The sequence below is a fragment of the Actinomycetota bacterium genome (assembly GCA_040755895.1).
Classification (GTDB): Bacteria; Actinomycetota; Aquicultoria; order Subteraquimicrobiales; family Subteraquimicrobiaceae; genus Subteraquimicrobium.
Genome location: JBFMAG010000046.1, coordinates 26,468 through 37,353, shown reverse-complemented (window position 1 = coordinate 37,353; position 10,886 = coordinate 26,468). Strand labels below are relative to the sequence as shown.

Here is a 10,886-nt window from a genome sequence, read left to right as displayed (position 1 = left end):
CAAAATAACCTGAGGCAAATCCCTAATCTTTGTAAAAAATTTGCCATCGGCTGTAATGAGTAAGCAACCTTTCTTTTGAGCTAAAGCAATATAAGAAGCATCGTAAATAGTGATGTCTTTGTTGTAAGCTAATCCAATCGCCCTCTTGAGTAAATCTTCATCTGGCTTTATTAGCTCAAGTTCCATCTTTAGCAGACTCAAAAGAGCAAGTTTCGTATCATCCTGTTCAAAATTGGGATTATACCTTAAAGCATTTATTATCTCGTAAACCAGAATATCCGGGGCGATGAGCAAGCATTCTTTCCGGAGATGAAGTTCCTGCAGTTTAAGTGCCTGTTCTATGTCCACTTCATTTACATGGGAAAACCACTTGATCGCAACCGAGGCATCGATTACAAAAAGAGTTGAGGAGGTATACATTAGTGTGCCTCTCTCCACCTTCGAATCTCGGCTACGCCATCCCACTTACCCGCTTTCTTGCGCAAACGGCTTTGAATCTCCATGGCTCCCCTTATATTCTGAGTTCGCTTCTTTTCGGCCTGCTTTGTCCTTTGGGATTCCCAGTATGCTTCAACAGCTTTTCTTAAAAACTCGCTTCGGCTTAGATGCTCCTCCTTGGCTGTCCTGTCTATTTTCTTTAAGAAACCAGCGGGTATGGTAATATTTATCTTCATTTTTCACCTCCACACACATTCTATATTTAATCCAACACCAGAGTCAATACTTAAATCTCTACTTAAGTAAGTATCACCTAGACAGACGCTACCTATCCCTATATTCTGTATCTTGTATCTTGTCCTGTATCCCTATTTTATCCTCGCCATGACCGATCTTACCTTATCGCCCATTCCAACCTTCTTGTCCCTGCGATCGTCGATCTCGATGATTGTTATTACCCTTTGGATTCCCTTCGTGAATGGTACCTCATGGAGCCTGCTGGCCAGTGTGAAGAGCTCATCCGTTCCCGCCTCGATTATCGTCCCCATATCGGTGAGTTCATACCTTGCCCCTTCTCGATCGAGTACCTTGACCACTTCCGCGATGTAATTACCGATACTTGGAGTCGGCGTCCCGATGGGAATCACGCTTATCTGCATCAAAGCCATACCGCTTCCCTCCTCGCATTTTCACAAGCTTAAAGGATTTTCATAGGCTACCCTCATGAACCTGCTTTTTCTCATAAATTAAACCGTCAACAAAATCTTTAGCCCGATCACCGCTTAAGGTTTTCATCATTTTACCCCCTCCCGATTTATAATATTATATTTTTCTTCCCCATCACCTTTAAGGTTTAGTGAAGATCTGAGAGGTTAAATGGGAGGTATTTTTTAATGAGGTTGTTTGTCACGTTGTCGTCTTATTTCTTTTTTAGTGGACCAGTTCCGCGGACGGCTTCGGTCGCAGCGAGCAGGAGTGGGAAATGCCTTTGCATCACCTTACGCACTTGCTCCTCAGCTTCCCAGCCGATGCCGGGAACGAGGAATAGAAGAAGTCGACTTAAAAAAGCACCTTCCACAAATAAGCGGTGAATTTGTGGCGGCTCACCTTTCAAAAGCTCGACGAAGAGAGAGGGACAGGCACCGACAATTTTCTCCTCTTGCATGACCAATACGGGCTCCTTGAATTCATTCTCGAAATCCTCGTACCATCCCAGTTGGATTTCCTCCTGAACCTGGGGTATGGTCTTCGCCCAGAGAAGATAGCTCCTCCGACTGAAGAAGCGCAGTGAGACTCGAGGTAACACCGAACGGAAATCATCCATCTTTCTCAGAATGAGGCGCTTGATCTCTAGTTCGTTCATCTTTCCCCGCCTGTAATCTAATTCTAATAACTTATCCAAAAGGAATTTTCGAAAAATATATCGGTAAAAAGTCAACTTCCCCTTATTTATATAATAGAGCCTTGCGAGGAATTGCGGTTGAGAAGAAATTAATTTGCACTATCCAGGGTATCCACCACAAAAAACCCAACAGCCAGCCCCAAAATATCCACTGCTCAATCCAGATAACTATCTTCGCGTTTTCCTTCTTTTTCTTTTCCAGATCCTCTTCCAACTCCCCCAGCTTCTTCTGTATCTTACTCATGGTAGTCGTCACTTCGGGTTCGTGAATTGGAGTCTCGGCTTCAATCACTGTGAATCCACCTTTAAGTGTATCGCTCTGCCCATCCGGGTTGGTAACCGCCACATTCAGTTGACCCAAGGGTGCACCCAAGATTTTTATCTTTACCGTTTTCCCACATTCTACACGATTGGGCTCGACTGAAGTGATCATGGATCCTGGATACATCTGGCTAGAGCAAAGCTCTCTTTATGCATATCTCCTTCACCTCCTTTCTTGCTTTTTGTCCAGAATAAAAAAGACACTCAAGTGCGGATGCTTCTCGGACGATATAACCTCTAGAATGCCATTCTCGCCGGGAGGTCATCATGCGAAGTCTAGGTATGGGAAAGATGCTCGTCGCCGTCATGGGATTACTCGTGGTTCTTGTCACCTGGAGGGCGACCAAGGGGCAATCCAAAAATCGTTTCCTCGACCCACTGCCACTCGATTGGGAAGATAGCGCCATCTGCTAAAAAGGAAACGAGATCATCCGAATATACCTCGTAACTCCCGTTCATCGATGCCCGGTTTCGTGTAAAAAGTGGTTTCATATCCGCTCCTAAAGCCTTTCCCCTTCAAGGTCACGAATGCATCGATTTTGAGGTTTTTGGTAAAACCTATGCTTCTGGCATAAGGGTCATAAAGGTCGAACAAATCATCGAAGCCTACGGGCTTTCCTCGCTCATCATGGTTCGAAGCGGGCTTATCATAGTAGTACCAACTTTGCATATCTTTAATCAGATCAACATCAACCCAACCTCCGAGACTTACCGCTAAAATGTTGAGTTTATCCCCTCCCGGTTGAGGAAACTTCTGTTCGGCATCCCAAATACCGCGGATGACACTTCTTTTATGTACCCATGAGAAATATTTCTCCTCAGAAGACCCATACAAGCACAATTCCAAATGATTCAAATCCCCACTTTTCCTGAAGCTAAAAGCCAACACCGGTTCATATTCGTTAGGATAATGGAAATATACATCCTCAATGGAATCTTCATCGGCTGTTTCCGCCCTGTCCTTTATGCATCTCATCAATGAACCCTCATATTCTAATGATCTATAATCGTAAAAGTAGAAATCGATGTAATAAGGCTTCTTAATCTCGCTTAATTTTCCTTGAATACTATCGAGGAAATTCTTTTCGCGTTCACTATATTTGGGTTCATTGATGTTCTTGACTTCAATGTAGTAATTTTTTCCATTGAAAATGGTGATGTCCACCCGCTTTTCGCCCTCTCCCACCTTTCTCTCTATCTCGATGCCAAAGCCCTTCACCTCGGAAAGGTGAAAAGCGAGATTTAACTCCGTTACATAATTTTGTATTTGTTCGATGCTCTCCTTGGTTGGTTTGTCCCCTCTCTGCCTAATGATGCGTTTAATTAACCCCTCAATGCGCTTTATTGGAGGTCTTTTCATCAAAAGAACTTCCGCTCTCTCAAGTGCCATCTTTTCCTCATCGGGAGTTAAGGCATCCTGTAAGGCTCGTTTTAAGTCATGTAATTTTCGTTTCAATCGATCATTCTTCAGTTCGATCATTTCTCAACACCGCATGTACTTACCTCGAGCATAGAAGAAAAGAATCCTTGCTGGTCTGCTCCGCTTTTATTTTATTTAGTTGATTTTTGCGCCAAACCGCCTTCGGGAAGGCGTCTATTTCTGCATTGACACTTTTGCCAATAGCAACCTTGGTTATTCACCTTCGCAGACGATTTGGTGAGCTAGTTTGATTCTTTTCAAATACCGAATTACCGATTCGTGACCCTGATTTCTTCTAACTAGGGAAGACTAACTTCGATTCCCTTCTGCCTCAAATATTCTTTTACCTGACGGACGGTAAATGTGCGGAAATGAAAAACTGAGGCAGCAAGAAGGGCCTGAGCTTTCCCTTCGACAACGCCTTCATAGAAGTGTTCGAGCTTGCCGGCTCCGCCCGAAGCGATGATGGGAACCGATACAGCCTCAGCAATTGCCCTCGTAAACGGAATATCGTAGCCAGCAAGGGTTCCGTCCCCGTCCATGCTGGTCAGAAGAATCTCCCCCGCCCCGAGAGCTTCGCATTCCTTTGCCCACTGAACTGCATCTTTGCCAACTGGCTTCTGCCCGCCACTTACAATAACCTCAAAGCCGGATGGCATCTTTTCATTTCTTCTTCCGTCGATAGCAACGACAATCCTCTCTTTACCAAAACGCTCTGAAGCCTCTTTGACAAGCTGCGGACGATAAACAGCAGCCGTGTTGACTGAAATTTTGGCTGCTCCTACCTCAAAGAGCGCTTCCATATCCTCAAGCGTAGATATTCCTCCTCCAACGATTAGCGGGATATCAATAACCATAAAAACCTGCTTCACCCAGGACAGCCGAGTTTTTCTCCCCTCCACGGTTGCTGCAATATCAAGCATAGCAAGCTCATCTGCCCCCTCTTCCTGGTAGAAAGAGGCGTTTTCTACTGGATCTCCCGCGTCTCTTAAGTCGACAAAGTGGACTCCTTTTACTACCCGTCCATCCTTCATATCCAAACAAGGAATGATCTTGACAACTGCCATCTCTACCTCCTCAAATTCGTGTCCCATTTAATTTCAAGCTTTTTAGGATTTTGGTCACATTTTCTCCAAGTCTCTTAAGCTATTTTAAAAGAAACTTCCTAAAGAGGAAAATAATATGGGTGGCTTTGGAGACAATTTCGTTGATGAGTTATGTTGATTCTTTCAAATACCGAATTACCAATGCCTCCTTCGTATTTGAGGATATAAGAAAGAGATGTGGGGGATAACTAATGTTTAAACCACCAGAACGGTTTGGTGGCAATTCCAAGAACACTATGTCCTTATTCCCATCCACATCCAAGCCGAAGGTATCTCCCCTGGTCGCCTCCTTCGAGGCGGGTGGCTTGATACATGCCATCCTTATCGAAGGCGAAAATTAGGGCAAGTGGAAAAACTCCGGTTCCACCGGCAGTCCACTTCGTCATGACCTGCTTTGAGGGAGGATTATAAAAGGTTTTTGCACTCGCCTTCATGAAGATTGGTGCACTTCCGGGGTTTTCGGCGGTACCCTTCTCTTTGTATTCTCCGTCGATCCAATCGAAGTAAACGATGGTCGATTGGAATATCGGATCCGCCCCAGCTCGTTGATAAATGACGAAAATCTCATCGTCCTCATCCGCATCGAAATCCATGGACAAGATGACCAAAAGCTTTGGTTTTTTGGGAATGGGAAAGATGCTTTGGTGCGGCAGGTGGCTTTTGTGCCTTGGGTTTGGAGACTTTGGGCTTGGATACCTTAGGCTCGGCGGGTTTTGCACATCGCTTGAGTTTTCCGAAGGGAATACAACCTATTAGAGTTGCGCATAGGGAAATAACGAATAGAGATAGGATTAACTTCTTCCATGGCTTCACTTTTGCCCCCTTTTGTGGATGAACAAGCAGTGGCGCTCGACACACAGTATTTAGCCACAGGAATTACTCTTATTACCAACCTTTGTTGTTGATCGGGCAAGAGGGAAGAAAGGGTTCGAGCTCTGGGATTCGGGGTTCGGTCTAAACTTTTGGACTTGGGTTCCGATAACTGTAATGATGGTTTCTTCTCGATATAGATATAGTGATTTTTGTTTAATTAAGGAAGTGGCTTGTGTGTCTAATTTTTTCATTGCTTTGCTCATTTTCTTGGGTTTGGGCGTAGTTTTGCACCTGCTAATCATCTTTTTTTGGCGAAAAAAGAATAATGTATCCTCAAACACGCTTTTATCGGTTATCATCGCATTACTCAAGATGGCTTTGGCCGAAATATCGGTATTTCTCGTAATGATAGCATTGGGTAGAATAGAGCGGTTTGTCTTATTCCTTGACAATGCGGTAGATAAGGCACCCTCAGTTAAAGAATTTGTACAGAATCTCGCTGAGAGTGGAGCCAAGGAAGAAAACTCTCTCCGCCAATCAATGCGGACCATCATTATGAAAAATTCAGCTACATTGTACAACAATGAGAATTCCTTTAAATACTCTAAATGGATTTTAGCCCAAGACTTAAGGTCCTTGAGGCGTTCCCTACAATTCCTCTCAAGGGAAGGCCTGCTTACTTTGTGCAGTGTTGACGTGCAGGTGAATAATTCGCATGAGTCCCATAAGGGGATAAAGCCCGAAAAATCGAGGAAAATTTTGGAAGAAATAGCTAAGAAGTGATAATTCGCATCCTTTAAGTGGTGGACTTTGGACGTTTTTTCTTCAGGGATTCGTCCCAATTGAGTTGGGGGGCATCCTTCCACAATCTCTCCAGTTGATAATAGTCCCTCTCCCTCTCGGTGAAGATATGGGCGACGACATCGCCGCAGTCCAAAAGTATCCAGTAGGCTTCGCTCTGTCCCTCCACTCCCAGGGGTCTTACCGCTTCCTCACCCAATTTCCTCTGGATATTTTCGAAGATGGTCTTCACGTGGCGCGTGGTTTTCCCACTACATATGACGAAATAGTCCGTGATTATCAGGAGCTTGCCGATGTCTAAAACGATGATATCCTCGGCCTTTTTCTCTGCAGCCGCTCTTGCGATAAGTCTCGCTAACTCCCTGGCTTTCAAAGGCATACCCCCTGTATTGGTCGGGAGTCGGAAGTCACCCATATAGGGCTGGGGTCGGTAGTCATAATATTAACAAACTCCCATGGTTATTCGGGGTGCTGGTTGTAATCTTTGCCCACGATTATGGCCATATCCGCGAGATCCTGCGGGAGCTTTTTGGATACAATGACCCCGACACCGAGCAAATCTTTTACCCTCTCCGCGGAACTTTTATCCCCTCGATAGATTATTATCTGGGTTTTCTTGAAGTCAAAGCTCTCGGCGTTCTTGGTCTGAACGACCTTATACCCGTTCTCAATCAACCTCTGAGCCACCTCACCGGCGACCCCCTGTTCTCCGCATCCATTGAGGACTATGACCCTTACCGCTCTCTTTTTCTTCTCCCTTCCAAAGAGTACCTTCACCAGATGCTCTATTTCATCCTTCTGGGGCTCATAGTAGGTTTCCTGACCCACGGAGATCGGTTTCACGGGAAGGGGAACTATGTTTATCTCGGAGCGCGGGACCTTAGCCAAAATCTTGGACCACCTCGAACAATCCATTTGATTTAAATCGCTCTCCTTTACCTTGTCGAAGGCCTTGTTAAGTCTCCCCGACTTTACAATCCTCTCAAAATCCAGATGGTCCAATTTCAGATAGTGATCGGCACTTATGCCCAGGAAATTCCCGACAGTGGCCGAAAGGATGGGGATTCCAGAGGTCAAAGCCTCAGATATCTTCTCAAAACCATGACCGGGGATATCAACGAAGGTCTCAGATGGGATGGAAAAACCGCTTATTCTCTTTTTCTTTGAATCGTAGGACATCAATATCAAACCGAGAGCCTGCTCCCCAGAATCGGTCTTTTGCGCCCCAATGATGAGAAAGGTGACCCTCACGGGTTTGGGCAAGGGAGATATCCGAACTTTTTCTTTCCCTCGGAATAAAAAGGATAAAATGGCGGGACCCTTTAGCCAGAAAAGAACTCCAAAGGAAATCATAGCGAGGGAGAGGAAAATTCCAAGGGCTATCTTGATCTGCCGTCTTCTCCACCGGCGTCTCAAAAGCCTCTGGCGCGTCCTGTAGCCCATGGATTCCTCGGATTTCCTTCTGCTTCTGTAACCTATGGACATAATGGCCTCTTTGCTAAGATTACTAAGATTACGGCTCCTTTCGAGGAATCTTATAAAATCCGTGCTTTTGGATGTAGCTGGCTACTCCCTCAGGGACGAGGTATTTTATCGGCATCCCTTCTCTGACCCTTCTGCGGATATCCGTAGAGGAGATAGCCAGGGCGGGAATTTCCATGAAATAGACTTTGGGCTTTCTCTTCTCCTTCTTTCCCTCAGGAATTACGTGTATCTCCTTGAATTTTTCGAGACAATAACCAGGACGGGTGGCGGCGATGAAGCTACACAGATCGTAAAGTTTCTCCGCATCTCTCCAAGTCAATATCTCCAGGATGGCATCGGCTCCGGTTATGAAGAAGATCTCGGTATCCTCCCCATAAATCTTCCTTAACTCCTTGATGGTATCGATGGTATAGGAAGGACCCTTCCTCTCGATTTCCAACCTGGATACAATGAAGCGCGGATTCGAGGCGGTGGCAATGACCGCCATTAAATATCTTTCCTCCGCGGGGATTATCTCCTCGTCCATCTTGTGAGGAGGCTGACCGGAGGGCATGAAGATGACCTTATCCAATTTAAACTGCTCGAGAGCTTCCTGAGCCGTGACCAGATGCCCGTGATGGATAGGGTTGAAGGTGCCACCCATGACTCCGATGGAGAGCTTCTTCTTTTTCCCCCTATTCATCCCCCTACACCTTTCACGATTCTTTCAAATTTTCCCTTCAAATATACTGAAACCCTTCCAATAAAACGATTATCTGAAAAATCCTGTAAGAGACGAGACTCTACTTCGACCAAAAATAACTAAGCAACCGGCGATCAGAATCGAAATACCAAGGGCGATGAATCCAATTAAGGTGAGGATATCGTGACCCCTTTTAAGGGAATTGTAACTCTCATATAGAAATGCTCTGCTGGCTATGAGGTTATCGAAGATTTCGCTTTGATCTCTCGCGAAAAAACAATCCATGGCCTCTTTCTGATAGTCCCGGCTCCGTTCGAGATAAATCTCACTGTCGCTCAAAAAATTGCTGGGATAAAGGTTGCTGCCCTCAAAATAGAGATGTGCCATTTTCAAGTGGCTATAGCTGTTATCCAGATTGTAGCAAGCACTGCCCACACATCTTAGAATCTCACTGCGATTTATGTCCTTCATGTGCATGTATTTTCTGCTCATACGGATGTAGTTGTCCCCGATCTTCAGATAGTTACGTGCCATTTTTAAATGATTGCCTCCGACTCGTAGCCATTTTACCTCAAATCGGGCATAAAATGGCATCGAAAGCAGAAACAAAGCACCTATGGCCGCCCCTAGCCACTTTTTATACATTCGTATCCCCTACGGTTGCTTCGCCTAAATGTCATTTTAATCTTTTCCCGTCAAAAGAAAAAGCTCAATGAAATTTAAATGCCCGCTTTACTAAAATGCCTCAAAGAAAATATACTAAATTGGACAAAATGAAAGAGGATATCCATGCTAAATGAGTTAAACTCGAATAAAAAATCACGAAAATGGGCTTCGTACTGTCTTAATCCTGTGTTTGATAACCTCTTGCGGACCCAAGCCCAAGCTCACTGAGAAAGTAAAACCAGCGATTACCGCGGGGAAAACGCTCTTGGAATTCCTGCTAAATCTGGACAAAGGTAAACTGGTTACATCCTTACATGGTTCACCCCTGTCTGCCAACGGGCAGGGTTCACGGCTCACAGTAAAAATAAATCAACTGAGCTTCCGAGCTCCCTGAGCTATGAGCTTTATGGGAGATGGGTATCCTGGAGAGTGCATCTGCGAGAACCGTTAAACGAGCAAGGCTCGAACAGCAGCGGCAGCACCAATTACTCCCGTACTTGACCGGTACCGTAGACCACGAATTTTGTTGATGTGAGAGCCTCTAAAGCCATGGGACCCCTGGCGTGTAGCTTTTGAGTGCTTATTCCGATCTCAGCACCCATGCCGAATTGTCCGCCGTCGGTGAATCGCGTGGAGGCGTTGACGTAAACGGCGGCGGCATCTATCTCCTCAGTAAATCTCCTGGCGACATCGTAATTTCTAGTGATGATGGCCTCAGAATGCTTGGTGCCATATTTCTGGATGTGGGCGATGGCTTCATCCAAGGAATCCACTACCTTCACCGCGAGTTTGAGATCGAGGTACTCAGTGTGCCAATCCTCCTCGCTTGCCGCTTCCACGTCTCGGCAGAGGGACTGCGTTTTAGGACAGCCATAGAGGATGACCTCTCGACCTCGCAGGTCGCTCACGATTTTAGGCAGAAATTCTTCGGCTACATCCTTGTGTACCAAGAGGGTTTCCGCAGCATTGCAAACACCGGGGCGCTGACACTTGGCATTTATTACTATCTTCATAGCCATGGATAAATCGGCATCGGCATCCACGTAGACGTGGCAATTTCCCACGCCGGTTTCGATCACGGGAACGGTTGCCGTCTCGATTACCGTTCGGATGAGGGAGGCTCCGCCTCGGGGAATCAACACATCCACATATTCGTTGAGCTTCATGAGCTCGGTTGCTGCCTCCCGATCGATTGTGGATACCGATTGGATGGAATTTTCGGGCAATCCCGCAGAGGTGGCGGCATCGGATATGACCTCCGTCAAAGCCAGATTGGAATTTATGGCCAAAGAACCACCCCTTAAGATGACCGCGTTGCTGGTTTTAATGCACAGACCTGCGGCATCCACGGTGACATTTGGACGGGCTTCATAGATCATGGCAACGACACCCAGGGGCACCCTCACCTGCGTTATCAAAAGACCGTTGGGGACGCGCCAGCCCCTAACCACCTCCCCCACGGGATCCTTTAGCGCGATGACGTCTCGGAGCGCCTGAGCCATCTCCTCTATCCGGGATGTATTCAAAAGAAGACGGTCCATCAAAGCAGAGCTGATCTTCTTCTCCCTCCCGATTGCCATGTCCCTCTGGTTGGCTTCCAGAATTTTTGGGCTCTCTCTAAGTAAAGCATCGGCCATGGCCTGTAGCGCCCCATTTTTTACCTCTGTGGAAATGGAGGCGAGCTTGAAGGCGGCTTCCTTTGCCTTCCTCCCCAGTTCCTGAACCTCACCCATTTATTGACCTCCTTACTCC

Annotated in this window: 15 protein-coding genes; 2 read left to right on the top strand and 13 right to left on the bottom strand. The window is 46.1% G+C overall.

From position 1 onward, the window contains the following. The 5 genes from AB1466_02355 to AB1466_02335 all read right to left on the bottom strand — a co-directional run. On the bottom strand, positions 1-420 hold a 420-nt coding region (locus AB1466_02355; protein ID MEW6188945.1), incomplete at its 3' end, for a type II toxin-antitoxin system VapC family toxin. Beyond that, on the bottom strand, positions 420-674 hold the full coding sequence (locus AB1466_02350; protein ID MEW6188944.1) for a type II toxin-antitoxin system HicB family antitoxin: 255 nt from the start codon (positions 672-674) through the stop codon (positions 420-422). The genes AB1466_02355 and AB1466_02350, both read right to left, overlap by 1 nt. Positions 675-806: 132 nt before the next feature. Continuing rightward, complete coding sequence (locus AB1466_02345; GenBank protein MEW6188943.1) at positions 807-1,106, bottom strand: MTH1187 family thiamine-binding protein; 300 nt, start codon at positions 1,104-1,106, stop codon at positions 807-809. A 251-nt stretch (positions 1,107-1,357) separates the two neighbouring features. Then, positions 1,358-1,801, bottom strand: a complete 444-nt coding sequence (locus AB1466_02340) for a hypothetical protein (protein MEW6188942.1) — start codon at positions 1,799-1,801, stop codon at positions 1,358-1,360. A gap of 82 nt (positions 1,802-1,883) precedes the next feature. Beyond that, positions 1,884-2,288, bottom strand: coding sequence for a hypothetical protein (locus tag AB1466_02335; GenBank protein MEW6188941.1), 405 nt, complete (start codon positions 2,286-2,288; stop codon positions 1,884-1,886). A 140-nt stretch (positions 2,289-2,428) separates the two neighbouring features. Here AB1466_02335 and AB1466_02330 point away from each other — a divergent pair, with 140 nt between their 5' ends. Further along, positions 2,429-2,575 (top strand): hypothetical protein, encoded by a 147-nt coding sequence (locus AB1466_02330; GenBank protein MEW6188940.1) that lies wholly within the window; start codon positions 2,429-2,431, stop codon positions 2,573-2,575. A 13-nt stretch (positions 2,576-2,588) separates the two neighbouring features. On the opposite strand, the gene AB1466_02325 is transcribed toward AB1466_02330, so the two are convergent. The 3 genes from AB1466_02325 to AB1466_02315 form a co-directional block, all read right to left on the bottom strand. Then, a complete protein-coding gene (locus tag AB1466_02325) occupies positions 2,589-3,617 on the bottom strand; it encodes a hypothetical protein (GenBank protein ID MEW6188939.1) in 1,029 nt (342 codons plus the stop codon). Positions 3,618-3,880: 263 nt separating this feature from the next. Further along, complete coding sequence (hisF, locus tag AB1466_02320) at positions 3,881-4,648, bottom strand: imidazole glycerol phosphate synthase subunit HisF (protein ID MEW6188938.1); 768 nt, start codon at positions 4,646-4,648, stop codon at positions 3,881-3,883. Between the two features lie 281 nt (positions 4,649-4,929). Next, positions 4,930-5,280 carry a hypothetical protein gene (locus tag AB1466_02315; GenBank protein ID MEW6188937.1) on the bottom strand — a complete coding sequence of 117 codons (351 nt, stop codon included), beginning with the start codon at positions 5,278-5,280 and terminating at the stop codon, positions 4,930-4,932. Between the two features lie 454 nt (positions 5,281-5,734). On the opposite strand from AB1466_02315, the gene AB1466_02310 reads away from it, so the two are divergent. Then, positions 5,735-6,283, top strand: a complete 549-nt coding sequence (locus AB1466_02310) for a hypothetical protein (GenBank protein MEW6188936.1) — start codon at positions 5,735-5,737, stop codon at positions 6,281-6,283. A gap of 13 nt (positions 6,284-6,296) precedes the next feature. On the opposite strand, the gene rsfS is transcribed toward AB1466_02310, so the two are convergent. From rsfS to AB1466_02285, 5 genes are all read right to left on the bottom strand, one after another. Next, positions 6,297-6,680 (bottom strand): ribosome silencing factor, encoded by a 384-nt coding sequence (gene rsfS, locus AB1466_02305; GenBank protein MEW6188935.1) that lies wholly within the window; start codon positions 6,678-6,680, stop codon positions 6,297-6,299. Between the two features lie 80 nt (positions 6,681-6,760). Continuing rightward, positions 6,761-7,786, bottom strand: coding sequence for an LCP family protein (locus AB1466_02300; GenBank protein MEW6188934.1), 1,026 nt, complete (start codon positions 7,784-7,786; stop codon positions 6,761-6,763). A gap of 28 nt (positions 7,787-7,814) precedes the next feature. After that, positions 7,815-8,468 carry a nicotinate-nucleotide adenylyltransferase gene (gene nadD / locus AB1466_02295; GenBank protein MEW6188933.1) on the bottom strand — a complete coding sequence of 218 codons (654 nt, stop codon included), beginning with the start codon at positions 8,466-8,468 and terminating at the stop codon, positions 7,815-7,817. A 69-nt stretch (positions 8,469-8,537) separates the two neighbouring features. Further along, the gene (locus AB1466_02290) at positions 8,538-9,113 is read right to left on the bottom strand and encodes a hypothetical protein (GenBank protein MEW6188932.1); all 576 of its coding nucleotides are present in this window, start codon (positions 9,111-9,113) and stop codon (positions 8,538-8,540) included. 506 nt (positions 9,114-9,619) lie between these two features. Next, positions 9,620-10,867, bottom strand: coding sequence for a glutamate-5-semialdehyde dehydrogenase (locus AB1466_02285; GenBank protein MEW6188931.1), 1,248 nt, complete (start codon positions 10,865-10,867; stop codon positions 9,620-9,622). Positions 10,868-10,886 lie beyond the last annotated feature (19 nt).

What these genes read in the sequence shown, in the direction of transcription:
- rsfS (MEW6188935.1), bottom strand. Translation starts at nt 6,680, where the DNA reads ATGCCTTTGAAAGCCAGGGAGTTAGCGAGACTTATCGCAAGAGCGGCT.
- AB1466_02350 (MEW6188944.1), bottom strand. Translation starts at nt 674, where the DNA reads ATGAAGATAAATATTACCATACCCGCTGGTTTCTTAAAGAAAATAGAC.
- nadD (MEW6188933.1), bottom strand. Translation starts at nt 8,468, where the DNA reads ATGAATAGGGGGAAAAAGAAGAAGCTCTCCATCGGAGTCATGGGTGGC.
- AB1466_02330 (MEW6188940.1), top strand. Translation starts at nt 2,429, where the DNA reads ATGCGAAGTCTAGGTATGGGAAAGATGCTCGTCGCCGTCATGGGATTA.
- AB1466_02290 (MEW6188932.1), bottom strand. Translation starts at nt 9,113, where the DNA reads ATGTATAAAAAGTGGCTAGGGGCGGCCATAGGTGCTTTGTTTCTGCTT.
- AB1466_02345 (MEW6188943.1), bottom strand. Translation starts at nt 1,106, where the DNA reads ATGGCTTTGATGCAGATAAGCGTGATTCCCATCGGGACGCCGACTCCA.
- AB1466_02340 (MEW6188942.1), bottom strand. Translation starts at nt 1,801, where the DNA reads ATGAACGAACTAGAGATCAAGCGCCTCATTCTGAGAAAGATGGATGAT.
- AB1466_02300 (MEW6188934.1), bottom strand. Translation starts at nt 7,786, where the DNA reads ATGTCCATAGGTTACAGAAGCAGAAGGAAATCCGAGGAATCCATGGGC.
- AB1466_02285 (MEW6188931.1), bottom strand. Translation starts at nt 10,867, where the DNA reads ATGGGTGAGGTTCAGGAACTGGGGAGGAAGGCAAAGGAAGCCGCCTTC.
- hisF (MEW6188938.1), bottom strand. Translation starts at nt 4,648, where the DNA reads ATGGCAGTTGTCAAGATCATTCCTTGTTTGGATATGAAGGATGGACGG.
- AB1466_02335 (MEW6188941.1), bottom strand. Translation starts at nt 2,288, where the DNA reads ATGTATCCAGGATCCATGATCACTTCAGTCGAGCCCAATCGTGTAGAA.
- AB1466_02315 (MEW6188937.1), bottom strand. Translation starts at nt 5,280, where the DNA reads ATGGATTTCGATGCGGATGAGGACGATGAGATTTTCGTCATTTATCAA.